The organism is Mesorhizobium sp. B2-4-14, from assembly GCF_006442155.1.
Classification (GTDB): Bacteria; Pseudomonadota; Alphaproteobacteria; order Rhizobiales; family Rhizobiaceae; genus Mesorhizobium.
In genome coordinates this window covers 20775-40745 of the sequence record NZ_VFVA01000040.1, presented here as the reverse complement: position 1 = coordinate 40745, position 19971 = coordinate 20775, and the positions used below count along the sequence as shown (strand labels likewise).

At 62.1% G+C, this 19971-nt stretch carries 16 protein-coding genes and 1 tRNA gene; 2 read left to right on the top strand and 15 right to left on the bottom strand.

All coding sequences use genetic code 11. From position 1 onward, the window contains the following. The 4 genes from FJ938_RS25470 to rpsL form a co-directional block, all read right to left on the bottom strand. Positions 1-839: elongation factor Tu (locus FJ938_RS25470; protein WP_140698641.1), on the bottom strand; the 839-nt coding region annotated here is incomplete at its 3' end. Between the two features lie 67 nt (positions 840-906). Continuing rightward, positions 907-2997, bottom strand: a complete 2091-nt coding sequence (gene fusA / locus FJ938_RS25465; RefSeq protein WP_140609815.1) for an elongation factor G — start codon at positions 2995-2997, stop codon at positions 907-909. A 29-nt stretch (positions 2998-3026) separates the two neighbouring features. After that, the gene (rpsG, locus tag FJ938_RS25460) at positions 3027-3497 is read right to left on the bottom strand and encodes a 30S ribosomal protein S7 (RefSeq protein ID WP_008875664.1); all 471 of its coding nucleotides are present in this window, start codon (positions 3495-3497) and stop codon (positions 3027-3029) included. A 63-nt stretch (positions 3498-3560) separates the two neighbouring features. Further along, positions 3561-3932 carry a 30S ribosomal protein S12 gene (rpsL, locus tag FJ938_RS25455; RefSeq protein ID WP_006333356.1) on the bottom strand — a complete coding sequence of 124 codons (372 nt, stop codon included), beginning with the start codon at positions 3930-3932 and terminating at the stop codon, positions 3561-3563. 472 nt (positions 3933-4404) lie between these two features. On the opposite strand from rpsL, the gene FJ938_RS25450 reads away from it, so the two are divergent. Next, positions 4405-4686, top strand: a complete 282-nt coding sequence (locus FJ938_RS25450) for a transcriptional regulator (protein ID WP_140609814.1) — start codon at positions 4405-4407, stop codon at positions 4684-4686. Positions 4687-4795: 109 nt separating this feature from the next. After that, positions 4796-5731, top strand: coding sequence for a Gfo/Idh/MocA family oxidoreductase (locus tag FJ938_RS25445; protein ID WP_140698638.1), 936 nt, complete (start codon positions 4796-4798; stop codon positions 5729-5731). Between the two features lie 95 nt (positions 5732-5826). Here FJ938_RS25445 and FJ938_RS25440 read toward each other — a convergent pair whose 3' ends face one another. From FJ938_RS25440 to FJ938_RS25390, 11 genes are all read right to left on the bottom strand, one after another. Then, the gene (locus FJ938_RS25440) at positions 5827-6492 is read right to left on the bottom strand and encodes an O-methyltransferase (protein WP_140698635.1); all 666 of its coding nucleotides are present in this window, start codon (positions 6490-6492) and stop codon (positions 5827-5829) included. An 85-nt stretch (positions 6493-6577) separates the two neighbouring features. Further along, complete coding sequence (rpoC, locus tag FJ938_RS25435; RefSeq protein WP_140698632.1) at positions 6578-10774, bottom strand: DNA-directed RNA polymerase subunit beta'; 4197 nt, start codon at positions 10772-10774, stop codon at positions 6578-6580. 144 nt (positions 10775-10918) lie between these two features. After that, positions 10919-15055, bottom strand: coding sequence for a DNA-directed RNA polymerase subunit beta (rpoB, locus tag FJ938_RS25430; RefSeq protein WP_140698630.1), 4137 nt, complete (start codon positions 15053-15055; stop codon positions 10919-10921). Positions 15056-15308: 253 nt separating this feature from the next. After that, on the bottom strand, positions 15309-15686 hold the full coding sequence (rplL, locus tag FJ938_RS25425; protein WP_015317993.1) for a 50S ribosomal protein L7/L12: 378 nt from the start codon (positions 15684-15686) through the stop codon (positions 15309-15311). A 54-nt stretch (positions 15687-15740) separates the two neighbouring features. Then, positions 15741-16259 (bottom strand): 50S ribosomal protein L10, encoded by a 519-nt coding sequence (gene rplJ / locus FJ938_RS25420; RefSeq protein WP_140698627.1) that lies wholly within the window; start codon positions 16257-16259, stop codon positions 15741-15743. 391 nt (positions 16260-16650) lie between these two features. Next, a complete protein-coding gene (rplA, locus tag FJ938_RS25415; protein ID WP_140609809.1) occupies positions 16651-17349 on the bottom strand; it encodes a 50S ribosomal protein L1 in 699 nt (232 codons plus the stop codon). 4 nt (positions 17350-17353) lie between these two features. After that, on the bottom strand, positions 17354-17782 hold the full coding sequence (gene rplK / locus FJ938_RS25410; protein WP_140698624.1) for a 50S ribosomal protein L11: 429 nt from the start codon (positions 17780-17782) through the stop codon (positions 17354-17356). Positions 17783-17956: 174 nt separating this feature from the next. Continuing rightward, the gene (gene nusG / locus FJ938_RS25405; RefSeq protein ID WP_015317996.1) at positions 17957-18484 is read right to left on the bottom strand and encodes a transcription termination/antitermination protein NusG; all 528 of its coding nucleotides are present in this window, start codon (positions 18482-18484) and stop codon (positions 17957-17959) included. A 27-nt stretch (positions 18485-18511) separates the two neighbouring features. Further along, a complete protein-coding gene (secE, locus tag FJ938_RS25400; RefSeq protein ID WP_140609826.1) occupies positions 18512-18715 on the bottom strand; it encodes a preprotein translocase subunit SecE in 204 nt (67 codons plus the stop codon). A 362-nt stretch (positions 18716-19077) separates the two neighbouring features. After that, a tRNA-Trp gene (locus tag FJ938_RS25395) sits at positions 19078-19153 on the bottom strand. Between the two features lie 147 nt (positions 19154-19300). Continuing rightward, entirely contained in the window at positions 19301-19786 is a 486-nt protein-coding gene (locus FJ938_RS25390) for a group II truncated hemoglobin (RefSeq protein WP_140698621.1), read from the bottom strand. Positions 19787-19971 lie beyond the last annotated feature (185 nt).

The window sequence follows — 19971 nt, the reverse complement described above, 5'->3', positions numbered from 1 at the left end:
TCAACGCCGCGCAGCAGCGCGCCGATGTTGTCGCCGGCCTGGCCCTGGTCGAGCAGCTTGCGGAACATCTCGACGCCCGTGCAGGTCGTCTTGGTCGTCGGACGGATGCCGATGATTTCCAGTTCCTCGCCGACCTTGACCACGCCGCGCTCGACGCGGCCGGTCACCACCGTGCCGCGGCCCGAGATCGAGAACACGTCCTCGATCGGCATCAGGAACGGCTTGTCGAGTGGACGAACCGGCGTCGGGATGTAGGCGTCGACCTGAGCCATCAGCTCGCGGATCGCGTCCTCGCCGATCGTCTTGTTCGAATCCTCGAGCGCGGCCAAGGCCGAACCCTTGACGATCGGAATGTCGTCGCCGGGGAATTCGTTCTTCGACAGCAGCTCGCGAACCTCGAGCTCGACCAGTTCCAGCAGCTCGGCGTCATCGACCTGGTCGACCTTGTTCAAAAACACCACGATCGACGGCACGCCGACCTGACGGGCCAGCAGAATGTGCTCGCGGGTCTGCGGCATCGGGCCGTCGGCGGCCGACACCACCAGGATCGCACCGTCCATCTGCGCCGCACCGGTGATCATGTTCTTCACATAGTCGGCGTGGCCGGGGCAGTCGACGTGGGCATAGTGGCGGTTGGCCGTCTCGTATTCGACGTGAGCCGTCGAGATCGTGATGCCGCGCGCCTTCTCTTCGGGCGCCGCATCGATCTGGTCGTAGCGCTTGTATTCGCCAAAATACTTCGTGATCGCCGCCGTCAGCGACGTCTTGCCATGGTCAACGTGACCAATCGTGCCGATGTTCACATGAGGCTTAGTGCGCTCGAATTTACCTTTTGCCATGTGATGTCTCCATTTCCTGCTCGCCCATGCGGGCTTTGAATTGCGTTATCGCGGCAGCTCTTTCGAGTTACGCGTATTTCTTCTGGACTTCCTGGGCGACTGCGGTCGGGACCGGCTCGTAGTGGTCGAACTGCATCGTGTAGGCCGCGCGGCCCTGGCTCATCGAGCGCAGGTTGTCGACGTACTTGAACATATTGGCGAGCGGCACCATCGCATTGATGACCACGGCCACGCCACGTGCTTCCTGGCCCTGGATCTGGCCACGGCGGCCGTTCAGGTCACCAATGACGCTGCCGACGTAATCTTCCGGCGTCACGACCTCGACCTTCATGATCGGCTCGAGCAACTGCACGCCAAGCTTGGGTGCGGCTTCGCGGAAGCAGGCGCGGGAAGCGATTTCGAAGGCCAGGACCGAGGAGTCGACGTCGTGGTAGGCGCCGTCGATCAGCGTCGCCCTGACGCCGATCATCGGGAAGCCCGCGAACGGACCCGCGCCCATGACGCTCTGAATGCCCTTTTCGACGCCCGGAATGTATTCCTTCGGAACCGCGCCGCCGACGATCTTGGACTCGAACACGAAGTCTTCGCTCTCCGAATTCGGCTCGAACAGAACCTTGACGCGGGCGAACTGACCGGTACCGCCGGTCTGCTTCTTGTGGGTGTAGTCCTGCTCGTGCTTGCGGGTGATCGTCTCGCGATAGGCCACCTGCGGCGCGCCGACATTGGCCTCGACCTTGAACTCACGGCGCATGCGGTCGACGATGATGTCGAGGTGCAGTTCGCCCATGCCGGAGATGATGGTCTGGCCGCTTTCCTCATCGGTCTTGACGCGGAAGGACGGATCCTCGGCAGCCAGGCGATGGAGCGCGAGGCCCATCTTTTCCTGGTCGTTCTTGGTCTTCGGCTCGATCGCGATCTGGATGACCGGATCCGGGAATTCCATGCGCTCGAGGATGACCGGATGCAGCGGATCGCAAAGCGTGTCGCCGGTGGTCGTGTCCTTGAGGCCCGCCAGGGCGACGATGTCGCCGGCGAAAGCTTCTTCGACGTCGGCGCGCGAATTCGCATGCATCTGCAGCATGCGGCCGATGCGCTCCTTCTTGCCCTTGACGGTGTTGTCGACAGAGATGCCCTTCGAGAGCTTGCCCGAATAGATGCGGGCGAAGGTCAGCGAACCGACGAACGGGTCGTTCATGATCTTGAAGGCGAGCATCGACAGCGGCTCGTCGTCAACGGCATGACGCTCGATCTCGGCATCGGTCTTGGCATCGACGCCCTTGATGGCGGGTACGTCCGCCGGCGACGGCAGGTACTCGACGACGGCGTCGAGCAGCGGCTGCACGCCCTTGTTCTTGAAAGCCGAGCCGCAGAACATCGGGAAGAACTTGACCGCGATCGTGCCCTTGCGGATCAGCGAACGGATCTCGTCATTCGACGGCATCTTGCCCTCGAGGTAGTTCTCGAGTGCCGTCTCGTCCATTTCGACGGCGGCTTCGATCATCTTCTCGCGATATTCCTCGGCACGATCCTTGAGGTCGGCTGGGATCTCGACGACGTCCCAGGCAGCGCCCAGGGTCTCATCGCGCCAGACCAGCGCGTTCATCTCGACGAGGTCGACAACGCCCTTGAACTCGGTCTCGGCGCCGATCGGCAGCTGCATGACGACAGCCTGCGCACCGAGGCGCGAGCCGATCATCTCGACTGAGCGGTAGAAGTCAGCGCCGATCTTGTCCATCTTGTTGCAGAAGATCATGCGCGGCACGCGGTACTTGTCGGCCTGACGCCAGACGGTTTCCGTCTGCGGCTCGACACCGGCGTTGGCGTCGAGCAGCGCGATGGCGCCGTCGAGCACGCGCAGCGAACGCTCGACCTCGATGGTGAAGTCGACGTGTCCGGGGGTGTCGATGATGTTGAAGCGGCGCATCTTGCCGTCACGGCCCTTCCAGAAGGTCGTGGTCGCGGCGGACGTGATGGTGATGCCGCGTTCCTGCTCCTGCTCCATCCAGTCCATGGTCGCAGCGCCGTCGTGCACTTCGCCGATCTTGTGCGACTTGCCCGTGTAATAGAGGACGCGCTCGGTGGTCGTCGTCTTGCCGGCGTCAATATGCGCCATGATACCGAAATTGCGGTAGTCTTCGATTTTGTATTCGCGGGCCATCGTAGCTGCCTCTCAGTCCTGTTCGCGCTTTACCAGCGGTAGTGTGCGAAAGCGCGGTTGGCTTCAGCCATCTTGTGGGTGTCTTCACGCTTCTTGACGGCCGTGCCGCGGTTGTTGGCCGCATCCATCAGCTCGCCGGAGAGGCGGTCGACCATGGTGGTCTCGTTGCGGTTGCGAGCAGCCGCGATCAGCCAACGGATGGCCAGCGCCTGGCGACGCTCGGGACGCACGTCGACCGGAACCTGGTAGGTGGCGCCGCCGACGCGACGCGAACGCACCTCCACATGCGGCGCGACATTGTCGAGCGCCTGATGGAAGACGGTGACCGGCTCCTGCTTGGTCTTCGACTGAACCTGGTCGAGCGCGCCGTAGACGATGGTCTCGGCGACCGACTTCTTGCCGTCATACATGACGGCGTTCATGAACTTGGTAACGATCAGATCGCCGAACTTCGGGTCCGGATTGATCTCACGCTTTTCTGCACTGTGACGACGGGACATGGCTTTTGTCTCTCAATCTCTCATAGCCTGGCGCGCTCAAAACAGCGCCGAAGCCGGAAAACCTTACTTCGGACGCTTCGCACCGTACTTCGAACGGCGCTGCTTGCGGTTCTTCACACCCTGCGTGTCGAGCACGCCGCGGATGATGTGGTAACGGACGCCCGGAAGGTCCTTGACGCGGCCGCCGCGGATCATGACCACGGAGTGCTCCTGAAGGTTGTGACCTTCGCCGGGGATGTAACCGATCACCTCGAAACCATTGGTCAGGCGGATCTTGGCCACCTTGCGCAGCGCCGAGTTCGGCTTCTTCGGCGTCGTCGTGTAGACGCGCGTGCAGACGCCCCGCTTCTGCGGGTTCTGCTGCATGGCCGGGACCTTGTTGCGCTTCACCGGCGCAATGCGCGGCTTGCGGATCAGCTGGTTGACGGTAGGCATTAAACCCTCTTGTCTCTCAATTCCGTGTCTCGCCCGGTCAGGGCCGCTCAAAGCGTCATTTCCATACGCAAATTCGGGCCACAAACCGCGCCTCGCGGTCCTGCCCGAACAAATCGCAGAGGAAGCGGAAGCCGCTTCATGCACGCCGGAAATGTCTTTTCGCTCGTAAGATGAACCCTGTTTGAAGCAAACTCCAAAGCGTGTCGCTTCGGAAAGGAGAGCCTCACATCGGTTCTGACTGGCCGGCTTCTACTCGCAAGCCCGCGAAGCGTCAACCCCGCAACGGCAAATATTGCATTGAAGCCGGGGCTTGGCAGCCATGCGAAAACCGCATGTAATTTTCTTTCGCCAATTTGCAAGGGCGAGGAAGAAAGTGACCGGCTTCCGGCTGTCGCGCGGCCCTGCTTCATGCGAAAAGGCCGCCTGAGCACTCAAAGTCCCTCATACGGCCCTTGCCAGGAGGAATCAGCCCGTGAACGACAATGAAGAACGCCCGGTCACCATCATCACCGGCCGGGTGTGGAAGCGCAAAGGCGGCAAGGCGGAAGGCGTGCATGTCATGCTTGTCGCGCCCGACGACGATTCGGCGGTGCGCCGCGCCCTCGAATCGCTCGCCGCGGAAGGTTATGCCGAGGCCGAGCTCGACCAGATCGGCGACATGGACGGCGTGCCTGACGAGGAGCCGCACCTTTCAGCCTACCAGGGCGCGCTCGAAGGCGAAGTGTCGATCGTTACTTTCGACGAGCCGATATGAGAATCAAGTCCGGACGCGGCTGATGTCGGCTGGACAGACGCTCTACCGCAAGTTACCCGGCCGTCTTCTCGCGCATAGAAAAATCTGCCATTCCCATTCCGGAGCACACATGTCCTCGACCAATAATCCCATCAAGCTCGGCATCATCGGCGTCGGCAAGATCGTGCGCGACCAGCACCTGCCGGCCCTGGCGAAGGACCAGGCCTACCGCCTCGCCGCCGCAGCAAGCCGGCATGGCAGGGTCGACGGCATCCCGAATTTTCCCACCATCGAGGCGATGCTCGACGCGGTGCCGGAGCTCGACGCCGTATCGCTCTGCATGCCGCCGCAATTCCGCTACGATGCCGCCCGCACCGCACTCGAGGCCAAGAAACATGTCTTCCTCGAAAAGCCGCCGGGCGCCACGGTCAGCGAGGTCGAGGACCTGAAGGTGCTGGCTGCAAAGCAGGGTGTTTCCCTCTTTGCCAGCTGGCATTCGCGCTATGCACCGGCGGTTGAAGCGGCACGCGGCTTTCTCGCATCGACCCGAATCCGCTCCGCGGCGATCGTCTGGAAGGAAGATGTCCGTCGCTGGCATCCGAACCAGGACTGGATCTGGCAACCCGGCGGTTTCGGTGTCTTCGATCCCGGCATCAACGCGCTGTCGATCGCGACCTATATCCTGCCGGCGATGCACGTCACCTCGGCGGCACTCGACTTTCCAGAGAACCGCGCTGCCCCGGTCGCGGCGCAAGTCACATTTCGCACCTCGAACGGTTTGCCGGTGACCATGGACCTCGATTGGCTGCAGACTGGCCCTCAAAGCTGGGACATCCTTGCCGACACCGATGCCGGCAAGATGTTGCTTTCCGGTGGCGGCTCGAAACTCGCAATCGACGGACGTGTCGTCCATGAGGAGCCGGAAGCGGAATACCCGATGCTCTACAGGCGGTTCGCCGAACTCGTTCGCGCCGGCACGTCGGATGTGGATCTGGCGCCGCTGCAGCATGTCGCCGACGCCTTCATGCTCGGCAAGCGCAACGTGGTGGAAGCGTTTTTCGACTGATTGCTTCTCGACCGCTGCCTTGTCGACGTCTGACAATCTCAGATGACTGAGAACAGGACTGAAGGCGCTGGTATATCCAACTCCGGTAGTTGCCTTCAATCGACAATCGCGATGGCAAAGCCGTCATAGCCCTTGGCGCCGACGGTCTGGATGGCTGTGCCGTCCAGCCGTCTGTCGCCACCGATGAATGAAAACGCGGCGCGGGCGCCTTCGACATTGGCGTCGCGTCCGTCTTCGTTCACCACATCGCCGTCGCGGATGACGTTGTCGCAGACGATGACCGTTCCGGAGCGCGACAGCCGCATGGCCCAGTCGAGATAGTTCGGATTGTTCGGCTTATCGGCGTCGATGAAGATGAGGTCGAACGGGCCGGCATTCTCGTCACTCAGCGCGGCGAGCGATTGCAATGCGGGGCCGACGCGCAAGTCCACCTTGCCCGAGACATCAGTCCGCTCAAAATTCGAACGCGCGACCTTGGCATGGTGCGGATCAAGTTCGAGCGTCACGATCTTGCCGTCGGCCGGCAATCCCCGCGCCATCCAGATGGTCGAATAGCCGCCAAGCGTGCCGATCTCGAGTACCTTCCTGGCGCCGCCGATGCGCACCAGCAGCGAGAGTAGCTTTCCCTGCGCCGCCGAGACATCGATCGCCGGCAGGCTGTGATCGCGGTTGGCGGCAAGAACCGCGTCGAGCACGGGATCCGGCTCGAAGAGAGAGGCGACGATGTAGTCGTCGACAGCCGTCCATGTCTTTCTGCTCATGTTTCCCTCCTCGGGTTGATGTGAAACGAAAAAGCCGCCGGGTTGCCCCGACGGCTTCTGTTGCCTGAGATCCTTGCCGCCGCGCTTACTGCGCGGCGGTTGTCATGTCGGCGAGCATCGGCTCGGCCACTTCCACACCGGAGGCCTTGCGGCGCTCGTCGATGATGAGTTCGTCGCGCGAGGTGGCGATGCGCCGGATCTGGCTCATCGTGCCGCCAGTACCGGCCGGGATCAGCCGGCCGACGATGACGTTTTCCTTCAAGCCCTGCAGCATGTCGGTCTTGCCGGCGACGGCTGCTTCCGTCAGCACCCTGGTCGTCTCCTGGAAGGAGGCGGCCGAGATGAAGGACGGCGTCTGCAGCGACGCCTTGGTGATGCCGAGCAGCACCGGCTGGCCTTCGGCCGGCTTCTTGCCGTCCTCGATCAGCCGCTCGTTGACCTCTTCCAGTTCGATCACGTCGACATGGTCGCCCGGGATATAGGTCGAGTCGCCCTGCGTGGTGATCTCGACCTTCTGCAGCATCTGGCGAACGATCACCTCGATGTGCTTGTCGTTGATCGACACGCCCTGCAGACGGTAGACTTCCTGGATCTCGTTGACGAGGTAGGAAGCAAGCGCTTCCACGCCCTTGATCGCCAGGATGTCGTGCGGCGCGGGATTGCCGTCGAGGATGTAGTCGCCCTTCTCGATGACGTCGCCGTCCTGGAGATGGAACGGCTTGCCCTTCGGGATCAGGTATTCGACCGGCTCAAGCGTCGAGTCATGCGGCTCGATGATGATGCGACGCTTGTTCTTGTAGTCGCGGCCGAAGCGGATCGTGCCGTCGATCTCGGCGATGATGGCGTGATCCTTGGGACGACGTGCCTCGAACAGTTCGGCAACACGCGGCAGACCACCGGTGATGTCCTTGGTCTTGGCGCTTTCCATCGGGATACGCGCCAGCACGTCGCCGGGACGAACCTGCGCACCCGGCTCGACCGAGAGAATGGCCTCAACCGAGAGCAGGAAGCGGGCATCGCCACCCTTCGACAGCTTGCCGACCTTGCCCTTGGTGTCCTGGACGACGATCGCCGGCTTCAGGTCGTTGCCGCGCGGCGTCGAACGCCAGTCGATGACCTCACGCTTGGTGATGCCGGTCGACTCGTCGGCCGTTTCCTGCACGGAAATGCCGTCGACCAGATCCTCGAACGCCACCTTGCCCTCGATTTCGGTGAGGATCGGGCGGGTATAGGGATCCCACTCGGCGATACGCTGGCCGCGCTTCACCTTGTCGCCATCGTCCACGAAGATGCGCGAACCATAGGTGACGCGGTGCGTGGCGCGCTCCTTGCCGGCTTCGTCGAGGATCAGCACCGCCATGTTGCGGCCCATGACCATCTGCTGGCCGTCAGAGTTGCGCACCACGTTGCGGTTGCGGATCTCGACCTTGCCCTCATAGGAGGCTTCAAGGAACGAAGAGTCCACCACCTGCGCGGTACCGCCCATGTGGAAGGTACGCATGGTGAGCTGGGTGCCCGGCTCACCGATCGACTGCGCCGCGATGACGCCGACGGCTTCACCCTGGTTGACCGGGGTGCCGCGGGCCAGATCGCGTCCGTAGCACACCGCGCAGACGCCGACCCTGACCTCGCAGGTCAGCGCCGAACGGATGCGGACCGACTGAACGCCGGCCTTTTCGATCTGCTCCACATCGCGCTCGTCCATCAGCTTGCCGGCCTTGACCAGCAGATCGCCGGTCACCGGATGGTTGATGTCGTCGAGCGCGGTGCGGCCCAGCACGCGCTGGCCAACCGAAGCAACAACCTGACCGGCATCGACGATCGGCTGCATGGTGAGGCCCTTGTCGGTGCCGCAATCCACGGAGTTGACGATGCAGTCCTGCGCCACGTCGACCAGACGGCGGGTGAGGTAGCCCGAGTTCGCCGTCTTCAAGGCGGTGTCGGCCAGACCCTTACGGGCGCCGTGGGTCGAGTTGAAGTACTCGAGCACGGTCAGGCCTTCCTTGAAGTTCGAGATGATCGGCGTCTCGATGATTTCGCCCGACGGCTTGGCCATCAGGCCGCGCATGCCGGCGAGCTGACGCATCTGGGTGGGCGAGCCACGCGCACCGGAGTGCGACATCATGTAGATCGAGTTCATCGGCTTCTGACGGCCATTGTCCTCGAACTCGACCGCCTTGATGCGGGCCATCATCTCGTCGGCGACCTTTTCCGAGCACTTGGCCCAGGCGTCGACGACCTTGTTGTACTTCTCGCCCTGCGTGATCAGACCGTCATTGTACTGCTGCTCGTATTCCTTGGCCAAAGCCTCGGTGTCCGACACAAGCTTGGTCTTGGTGTCCGGGATCAGCATGTCGTCCTTGCCGAACGAAATGCCGGCACGGCAGGCATGGGCGAAACCGAGCGCCATGATGCGGTCGCAGAAAATGACCGTCTCCTTCTGACCGCAGTGGCGGTAGACGGTGTCGATCATCTTGGAGATGTTCTTCTTGGTCATCTCCTGGTTGGCGGTCTCGTAAGGCACGTTGACGTTCTTCGGCAGAAGCTCGCCGATGATCATGCGGCCAGGCGTGGTGTCGTAGATCTTCGACACGACCTTGCCTTCGGCGTCGACCGAGCGGAAGCGACCCTTGATCTTGGCGTGCAGCGTCACCGCCTTGGTCTCGAGCGCATGCTGGAGTTCGCCCATGTCGGCAAACACCATGCCCTCGCCCGGCTCGTTCTGGTTGACGATCGAGAGATAATAGAGACCCAGAACCATGTCCTGCGACGGCACGATGATCGGCGCGCCGGAAGCCGGATGCAGGATGTTGTTGGTCGACATCATCAGCACGCGGGCTTCAAGCTGCGCTTCCAAGGACAGCGGCACGTGAACGGCCATTTGGTCGCCGTCGAAGTCGGCGTTGAAGGCCGTGCAGACCAGCGGATGCAGCTGGATTGCCTTGCCTTCGATCAGGATCGGCTCGAACGCCTGGATGCCGAGGCGGTGCAGCGTCGGCGCGCGGTTCAGCAGCACCGGATGTTCGCGGATGACTTCGTCGAGGATATCCCAGACCTCCGGACGCTCCTTCTCGACCAGCTTTTTCGCCTGCTTGACGGTCGAGGAGTAACCCTTGGCGTCGAGACGGGCGTAGATGAAGGGCTTGAACAGTTCGAGCGCCATCTTCTTCGGCAGGCCGCATTGGTGCAGCTTGAGCTCGGGACCGGTGACGATGACCGAACGGCCGGAATAGTCGACGCGCTTGCCGAGCAGGTTCTGGCGGAACCGGCCCTGCTTGCCCTTCAGCATGTCGGACAGCGACTTCAGCGGGCGCTTGTTGGCGCCTGTGATGACGCGGCCGCGGCGGCCGTTGTCGAACAGCGCATCGACGGCTTCCTGCAGCATGCGCTTTTCATTGCGCACGATGATGCCGGGGGCACGCAGTTCGATCAGCCGCTTCAGACGGTTGTTGCGGTTGATAACGCGGCGATAGAGGTCGTTCAGGTCGGACGTCGCGAAACGGCCGCCGTCCAGAGGAACCAGCGGGCGCAGGTCCGGCGGGATCACCGGAACCACCTTCATGATCATCCATTCCGGACGGTTGCCGGATTCCATGAAGTTCTCGACGACCTTGAGCCGCTTCAGATACTTCTTCTGCTTCAGCTCGGACGTGGTCGAAGCCAGCTCCGAACGCAGGTCGCCGGCGATCTTCTCCAGGTCCATGCCGGCCAGAAGGTCATGAATGGCCTCGGCGCCGATCATGGCGGTGAAGGAATCCTCGCCATATTCGTCGACGGCGATCATATACTCTTCCTCGCTGAGCAGCTGGTGCTCCTTCAGCGCGGTGAGGCCAGGCTCGGTGACGATATAGTTCTCGAAGTAGAGGACGCGCTCGATATCCTTCAGCGTCATGTCGAGCAGCGTGCCGATGCGCGAGGGCAGCGACTTCAGGAACCAGATGTGGGCGACGGGGGCGGCGAGCTCGATATGGCCCATGCGCTCGCGACGCACGCGCGACAGCGTGACTTCGACGCCGCACTTTTCGCAGATGACGCCCTTGTACTTCATGCGCTTGTACTTGCCGCACAGGCACTCATAGTCCTTGATCGGACCAAAAATGCGTGCGCAGAAAAGACCGTCACGCTCCGGCTTGAAGGTGCGGTAGTTGATGGTCTCCGGCTTCTTGATCTCGCCGAACGACCAGGACAGAATCTTCTCAGGGCTGGCAAGCGAGATCCGGATGGAATCGAACACCTGCGCGGGCGCCTGGGGATTGAAGAGATTCATGACCTCTTGGTTCATGCCGTTCTCCTTTTCGGGGTCCTCGAAAACCCCTTGCATCTAACGCGGGCCGAATGCCCGCTGAGTGGTCGGCCCACCGGCCGAAGAAATTGATGCATCCGGTCGCGGGAGCCCTCTCCCGCGACCGGATGTCTTGTTTACTCCCTATTCGGCAGCGTCTGGCAGCCGAACCGGTGCTTCGTCGAGCTTGGTGTTCTCCAGCTCGACATTGAGGCCGAGAGACCGCATTTCCTTGACGAGCACGTTGAAGCTCTCCGGGATGCCCGCCTCGAAGGTGTCGTCGCCTCTGACGATCGCCTCGTAGACCTTGGTACGGCCGGCGACGTCGTCCGACTTCACCGTCAGCATTTCCTGCAGCGTGTAGGCGGCACCGTAGGCTTCCAGCGCCCAGACCTCCATTTCGCCGAAGCGCTGGCCGCCGAACTGCGCCTTGCCGCCCAGCGGCTGCTGGGTGACGAGCGAGTACGGACCGATCGAACGCGCGTGGATCTTGTCGTCCACGAGGTGGTGAAGCTTGAGCATGTAGATATAGCCCATCGTCACCTTGCGATCGAACGGCTCGCCGGTGCGTCCGTCATAGAGCTGCGACTGACCGCTGGTGTGCAGGCCAGCCTGCTCCAGCATGGTGTTGATGTCGGCCTCGTGCGCGCCGTCGAACACCGGGGTCGCGATCGAGACGCCGCGGCGCATCTGCTCGCTGAGGCGGACAATGCTCTCGTCGTCATATTCGCGGATCGGCTCGTTGCGGTCGTTGGAGGGCATGAAGCTTTCCAACGTCTTGCGCAACGGCTTGATGTCGCCGCCCGCCTTATAGGCGTCGATCAATTCGCCGATCTTCCGGCCCATTCCCGCGCAGGCCCAGCCCAGATGCGTCTCCAGGATCTGGCCGACATTCATGCGGCTCGGCACACCCAGCGGGTTGAGCACGATATCGGCATGCGTGCCGTCCTCGAGGAAAGGCATATCCTCGACCGGAACGATGCGCGACACGACACCCTTGTTGCCGTGACGGCCGGCCATCTTGTCGCCCGGCTGCATCTTGCGCTTCACCGCCACGAAGACCTTGACCATCTTCATGACGCCCGGAGGCATTTCGTCGCCGCGCTGGACCTTCTCGACCTTGTCCATGAAGCGCTGTTCGAGCGCCTTCTTGGAGTCGTCATACTGGCCACGCAGGGCTTCCAGTTCGCTCTGGAGCTTTTCGTTCTCCACGGCAAACTGCCACCACTGCGAACGCGGATAGTCGTCAAGCGTATCCTTGGACAGCGTCGAGCCCTTCTTGAAGCCCTTCGGTCCGGCGATCGCTTCCTTGCCGACGAGCACGTCGGAGAGGCGGGCGTAGACGTTGCGGTCCAAGATCGCCTGCTCGTCGTCGCGGTCCTTGGCAAGGCGTTCGATCTCCTCGCGCTCGATCGCCATGGCGCGCTCGTCCTTCTCCACACCGTGGCGGTTGAACACGCGCACCTCGACGACGGTGCCGAAGGTGCCCGGAGGCATGCGCATCGAAGTGTCGCGCACATCCGAAGCCTTTTCGCCGAAGATGGCGCGCAGAAGCTTCTCTTCCGGCGTCATCGGGCTTTCGCCCTTCGGCGTGATCTTGCCGACCAGGATGTCGCCCGGCTGCACTTCCGCACCGATATAGACGATGCCGGCTTCATCGAGGTTCTTCAGCGCTTCTTCCGAGACGTTCGGAATGTCGCGCGTGATTTCCTCCGGACCGAGCTTGGTATCGCGCGCCATAACCTCGAACTCCTCGATATGGATCGAGGTGAAGACGTCGTCGGCGACGATGCGCTCGGACAAGAGGATGGAATCCTCGTAATTGTAGCCGTTCCACGGCATGAACGCGACCAGCACGTTGCGGCCGAGCGCCAGATCGCCGAGCTCCGTCGACGGACCGTCGGCGATGATGTCGCCCTTGTTGACCCGGTCACCCATGCGCACCAGCGGACGCTGGTTGATGCAGGTGTTCTGGTTCGAACGCTGGAACTTCATCAACCGGTAGATGTCGACGCCGGACTTGCCCGGATCGAGATCTTCCGTCGCGCGGATAACGATACGGGTAGCGTCCACCTGGTCGACGATGCCGCCGCGGCGGGCGCCGATGGCGGCACCCGAGTCACGGGCGACGACCGGCTCCATGCCGGTGCCGACGAACGGCGCCTCGGCGCGCACCAGCGGCACGGCCTGACGCTGCATGTTGGAGCCCATCAGCGCGCGGTTGGCGTCGTCGTTTTCCAGGAACGGGATCAGGGCCGCGGCCACCGACACCATCTGCTTGGGCGACACGTCCATCAGATCGACGTTTTCGCGCGGCGCCATCATCACTTCGCCGGCACTGCGGCAAATGACGAACTCGTCGACGAAGCCGCCATTCTTGTCGAGTTCGGCGTTGGCCTGCGCGACATGGTGCTTGGCTTCTTCCATCGCCGAGAGATAGACGACGTCATTGGTCAGCTTGCCGTCGACGATCTTGCGGTACGGGCTCTCGATGAAGCCGTACTTGTTGACGCGCGCGAACGTGGCCAGCGAGTTGATCAGACCGATATTCGGGCCTTCCGGCGTCTCGATCGGGCAGATACGGCCGTAATGCGTCGGGTGCACGTCGCGCACTTCGAAGCCGGCGCGTTCGCGGGTCAGGCCGCCCGGTCCAAGCGCCGAAAGACGGCGCTTGTGGGTGATCTCCGACAGCGGGTTGGTCTGGTCCATGAACTGGGACAGCTGCGAGGAACCGAAGAACTCGCGCACGGCGGCGGCCGCCGGCTTGGCGTTGATCAGGTCCTGCGGCATGACCGTGTCGATCTCGATCGAGGACATACGCTCCTTGATCGCGCGCTCCATGCGCAGCAGGCCGACGCGGTACTGGTTCTCCATCAGCTCGCCGACCGAACGAACGCGGCGGTTGCCGAGATTGTCGATGTCGTCGATCTCGCCCTTGCCGTCGCGCAGTTCGACCAGCGTCTTGACCACGGCCAAGATGTCTTCCTTGCGCAACACGCGCACGGTGTCTTCGGCCTTGAGTTCGAGGCGCATGTTCATCTTGACTCGGCCGACGGCCGACAGGTCATAGCGCTCGCTGTCGAAGAACAGCGAGTTGAACATGGCTTCGGCGGTCTCGAGTGTCGGCGGCTCGCCCGGACGCATGACGCGATAGATATCGAACAGCGCATCCTGGCGGCTCTCGTTCTTGTCGACGGCGAGCGTGTTGCGGATGTAGGCGCCGACATTGACATGGTCGATGTCGAGGATCTGCACCTCCTGCTCACCGGTGCCGAGCAGCACCTTCAGCGTCTTCTCGTCGATCTCGTCGCCGGCTTCGAGGAAGATCTCGCCGGTGGCGTAGTTGACGATGTCCTCGGCGAGATAGTTGCCGAGCAGGTCCTCGTCGGTCGCCTTGATCGCCTTCAGGCCCTTTTCGCCGAGCTGACGCGCCTGGCGGGCGGTGATCTTCTTGCCAGCTTCGACAACGACCTCACCCGTATCGGCATCGACCAGGTCGCCGACGGCCTTAAGGCCGCGGAAACGCTCGACGTTGAACGGAATGCGCCAATGGTCGCCGGCGCGCTTGTAGGTGATCTTGTTGTAGAAGGTCGACAGGATCTCTTCGCCATCCATGCCGAGCGCCATCAAGAGCGACGTCACGGGGATCTTGCGGCGACGGTCGATACGGGCGTGCACGACGTCCTTGGAATCGAACTCGATGTCGAGCCACGAACCGCGATAGGGAATGACGCGCGCGGCGAACAGAAGCTTGCCCGACGAATGCGACTTGCCCTTGTCATGGTCGAAGAAGACGCCCGGCGAACGGTGCATCTGCGAGACGATGACGCGCTCGGTGCCATTGACGATGAAGGTGCCGTTCAAGGTCATGAGCGGCATGTCGCCCATGTAGACGTCCTGCTCCTTGATGTCCTTGATCGACTTGGCGCCGGTATCTTCGTCGATATCGAACACGATGAGGCGCAGCGTCACCTTCAGCGGCGCGGCATAGGTCAGGTCGCGCTGACGGCATTCGTCAACGTCGAATTTCGGTCCTTCGAACTCGTACTTCACGAACTCCAGCATCGAGGAGCCGGAAAAGTCGGAGATCGGAAAGACCGACTTGAAAACAGCCTGCAGTCCCTCGTCCGGACGGCCGCCCTTGGGCTCGTCCACCATCAGGAACTGGTCATAGGACGCCTTCTGAACCTCGATGAGGTTCGGCATCTCCGCAACTTCCGGGATCTTTCCGAAGAACTTGCGTACGCGTCTGCGGCCATTGAAAGTCTGGGTATGGGCCATCGTCGCTCCTTAGCTCTAAACTCGGGGCGAACCTCGCCGCGGTTCGCCTTGCATTCCGAGCCACCTGGGCGGCGGCTCTCTGTCTGTTCTCCGACCTCCCGTCGGTGGCCGGCTAAAACGGGAGAAAACCCGTTTCCTGAAGGCCGTTTCCAGGCCCTCAGGAAAGAGGTTCTCGTACATCTCGCGTTACGCGTCCTCCCTTCCGGGCGAAGGGAGTGGCGGGCGGCGCGAGGCCGCCCGCCGCTTTATACGCTTACTTCAGGTCGACCTTGGCGCCGGCTGCTTCCAGCTGGGCCTTGAACTTGTCGGCGTCGGCCTTGGAAACACCTTCCTTGACCGGCTTCGGAGCCGCTTCGACCAGATCCTTGGCTTCCTTGAGGCCAAGACCGGTGATGGCGCGGACTTCCTTGATGACGTTGATCTTCTGAGCGCCGGCCTCGGTGAGGACGACATCGAATTCGGTCTTCTCTTCGACCGGAGCAGCGGCGGCGGCAGCGCCGCCAGCAGCGGCAACCGCCACCGGAGCAGCAGCCGAAACGCCCCACTTTTCTTCCAGAAGCTTCGACAGCTCAGCCGCCTCGAGGACGGTCAGCTTCGAAAGGTCGTCTACGATCTTTGCGAGATCAGCCATTGTTGTATTCCTTCGTTAGGTTCGAACGTGTGTTTGTGATAGCGAGGAACGGCCTCATGCCGCCTCGTCCTTCCGGGCGTAAGCGCCGATGGCGCGCGCGACCGAAGCCGCGGGTGCATTGACGATCTGGGCGATCCGGGTTGCTGGCGTGGCGATCATGCCAACCAGCCTGGCGCGCAGCTCGTCGAGCGACGGAAGTGTGGCGAGTGCCTTCACACCGTCGGCGTCAAGCGAGGTCGTGCCCATTGCGCCGCCGAGAATGACAAGCTTGTCATTTCCCTTGGCGAAATCGGACGCGACCTTCGGCGCCGCAATCGGATCCTCCGAATAAGCGACCAGCGTCTGTCCCTTGAACAGGTCGATGATCGATGCGGAGTCCGTGCCCTGAAGAGCGATTTTGGCGAGACGGTTCTTCGCGACTTTAACGGTGCCACCGGCGGCGCGCATTTTCGACCGAAGGTCGTTCATTTGCGCGACGGTGATACCGGCATAGTGGGCCACGACCACTGAACCTGCGCCCGAGAACGCATCGTTCAGGCCCGTGACGAGTTCGCGTTTTTCCGCTCTGTCCACTGCCTATCTCCAGTTGACCCCATCCTGTTAACGGGAACATCCCATTCACAAAGACAGGCGTCGGGTTGCCTTTTTGCCGGCCGGGCCATCCAGTAACGGATCTCCCGAACGACGCTCGAGGATCCTGCCCCCTTTCGCCACATCGACGGCCAAGCCGGCGATGCGCAGACAAAAGGCAAACACGGTTCGAACCCTTCATTGGAGCAGTCGCTCCGTTGTCAGGTCTTCACCCGTCTCATGCAGGCCCAGACGAATTAAGGCTGAGGGCCGCCTGCAATCTCGGACAGGATGTCCGGAAGCCTTCCGGCTCCCGGTACCGGGCCCAGGACAAGTCCAAGGCCCGGAATTCACTTCAAAGGTCAGCCGCGTGCGGCTGGCCCAAAAAATTCGATCAGGACGCGGCGAGCGTCGAGACATCCAACTTGAGGCCCGGGCCCATCGTCGAGGTGACGGACACCTTCTTGACGTAGTTGCCCTTGGCGCCAGCCGGCTTTGCCTTGGTCACCGCATCGGCGAAGGCGCGGACGTTCTCTTCCAGCGCCTTGACATCGAACGAGACCTTGCCGACGCCGGCATGCACGATGCCCGCCTTCTCGACGCGGAACTCGACCGCGCCGCCCTTCGATGCCTTGACGGCGGCGGCGACGTCGGTGGTGACGGTGCCGACCTTCGGGTTCGGCATCATGCCGCGCGGGCCGAGCACCTTACCGAGACGACCGACGAGCGGCATCATGTCCGGCGTAGCGATGCAGCGATCGAAATCGATCGTGCCCTTCTGGACGATGTCGACCAGGTCTTCCGCACCGACGATGTCGGCGCCAGCGGCCTTGGCTTCCTCCGCCTTGTCGCCACGGGCGAACACGGCGACGCGAACCGAGCGGCCGGTGCCGTTCGGCAGGTTGACCACGCCGCGGACCATCTGGTCGGCATGGCGCGGGTCGACACCGAGGTTCATGGCGACTTCGACGGTCTCGTCGAACTTGACCGACGAACGGTCCTTGAGCAGCTTCAGCGCTTCACCCAGGGCATAGGCCTTGTTGGGATCGATGCCTTCGCGGGACTTGGATACACGCTTTGCAATCTTTGCCATGATCTCAGCCCACCACTTCCAGACCCATCGAACGGGCAGAGCCCTCGACCATGCGCATGGCCGCTTCGACGTCGTTTGCGTTCAAATCCTTCATCTTGGCGGTAGCGATCTCGCGAATCTTGTCGCGCGAAACAGTACCGGCCTTGACCTTGCCGGGTTCCTTCGAACCAGACTTCAGGTTCGCAGCCTTCTTCAGGAAGTAGCTCACCGGCGGCGTCTTCATGACGAAGGTGAACGACTTGTCCTGATAGTAGGTAATGACCACCGGAACCGGCGATCCCTTTTCCATTTCCTGGGTCTGCGCGTTGAACGCCTTGCAGAACTCCATGATGTTGATGCCGCGCTGACCAAGCGCCGGGCCAATCGGGGGCGACGGCGTAGCCGAACCCGCGGAGACCTGGAGCTTGAGCTGGCCTGCAATTTTCTTAGCCATCTCTATTCCTGCCTTTGTCTATGCCGGCTCCACGACCTGGGAAACACCGGCGGTTGCAGTCTGGTGGTGCGGTTCCCGCGGCCGGCTAAAGCCACATTCGCCTTCCACCGTTCCCAAGGCCGCGCGCCTCCGCGCCGCCTCCCCTGATCGCCGACAGGCGCCAAGGATTTCGGATCAGCCCTTTTCGACCTGTCCGAATTCCAGATCGACAGGCACGGCGCGCCCGAAGATCGAAACTTCCACCTTGAGCCGCGCCCGCTCCTCGTCCACTTCCTGGACGAAACCATTGAACGACGCGAAGGGACCGTCCGAGACGCGGATCGCCTCACCGATCTCGAAGGTGACCGAGGGCTTCGGCCGCTCGACGCCTTCCTGCACCTGATTCAGGATGCGCTGCGCTTCCGCCTCGGTGATCGGCACCGGCTTGGAGTCGCCGAGAAAGCCGGTGACCTTCGGTGTGTTCTTCACCAGCGAGAACACGGCATCGGTCAGGTTGGCCTTCAAGAGCACATAGCCCGGGAAGAATTTGCGTTCGGCATCGACCTTGCGGCCGCGACGGACCTCGACGACCTTCTCGGTCGGCACCACGATCTGCTCGATATCTGCGGACAGGCCTTTCTGCTTGGCCTTGTTCTCGATGTCCTCGGCGACCTTCTTTTCAAAGTTCGAATAAGCGTGGACGATGTACCAGCGCGTAGCCATTTTACGACTTCTCCGTAATCGCCGGACTTAGCGTCCAATTCCCAGAATCTGCTCGACCGCGAGGCCCATGAGCTGATCGGCGGTGAAGAAAAAGAGCATCGCGATCACAGCGAAGGCCAGAACCATCACCGTCGAGATCATCGTCTCGCGCCGCGACGGCCAAGTCACCTTGGCTGTCTCCGCGCGCACCTGCTGGAGAAAGACGAATGGATTTGTGGTTTTCGAAGCCATATGCCGCCTGTCTTCAAGACCCGTTGGCCGGGTCCCCTGGATGATCCCGCTGGCCGGGACGTGCCGCCTGGGTCCACTTTCGCGCCGAATCAGCGCAATCATTTCGCCCATGCAAATCAGACGCGTAAAGCCGGCTTCCCAGCTCCACGCGCCGCGTGTCTGTCCTGTCTACATAAAACCGATTCTTGATCCACGCAAGTGGCAAGTGTCCGCTTTATGACCAAACGCCGCCTCGGAACCATCCAGTCGTTCCGTCCCGGCTATACAGGCCTTATGCCTCAACTGTGTCAATATGGCAAGCGGGTCGCCAAATTTCAAAGGCCACCGGCAAAAAACGTCGTTTCTGATAGCCATTTCGAAAATGGCACGGGCAGCAGGGCTCGAACCTACGACCTGCGGTTTTGGAGACCGCCGCTCTACCAACTGAGCTATGCCCGTAACGTACGCGTGTCGGCGCAACAGGCGCTTCCTAAAAGCTTCCGTGCGCTCTGTAAAGAGCAGCCGGATGCAGTTTCATTTTCTTCGCCAGAAATCCAGATTCTCTGCCGTCGGCAAAGGTCGCGCTGTCGGCCCGGCATGCAACGATTACGATTTCCCGGCTGGCGGCTTGTGCGGGCCGCCAGGCACGCCCCAGCCCCAGGCTGGCATCGGTTCTGTCTCCGGATCGCAGGTCTCGCCTAGATTGGAATTCATCTTCGCCAATCGCGATCCCCATTCGACATAGCCCATGAAGGCGGAACGGAATTCGGGATCGTCGGGCAGACCGACGGCATCCGCGGCGTCGGCCAGGAGGTTGATCCAGCGGCGGCGCTGCTCTTCGGTCAAATGCTTGCCCAGATGATGCATGACCATCTCGCGGTGGCCGCCGAACTTTTCGCTGTAGGTTTTCGGCCCGCCGAAAACCTCGCCGATGAAGGCCGCGACATGGGCGGGGTGATCTGGCGACATGTGCTTGAAGACCGGCCCGACGATCGGGTCCTTCGCCACCTTGTCGTAGAAGGTTTCGGTCAGGCGGTTCAGCGCCTCGATGCCGCCCGCCCATTCATACAGTGTCGGAACGTCCTGGCTCATTCTCGATCCTCCGCCGGCCCCTGCGCTGCCAACGGCCACGATAGCGGCAAAATCGAGCGTGGCTCAACCTGCCTCGATGGCCAGTTTCGGCTGGGCACTCTTGGCAAAGCTCCTCCGGAGCACCCTACACTCCTCACTGCGACGGGGCTTGCGGCAGCTTTGGGAGTGAGACGCAGTTCCCAGGC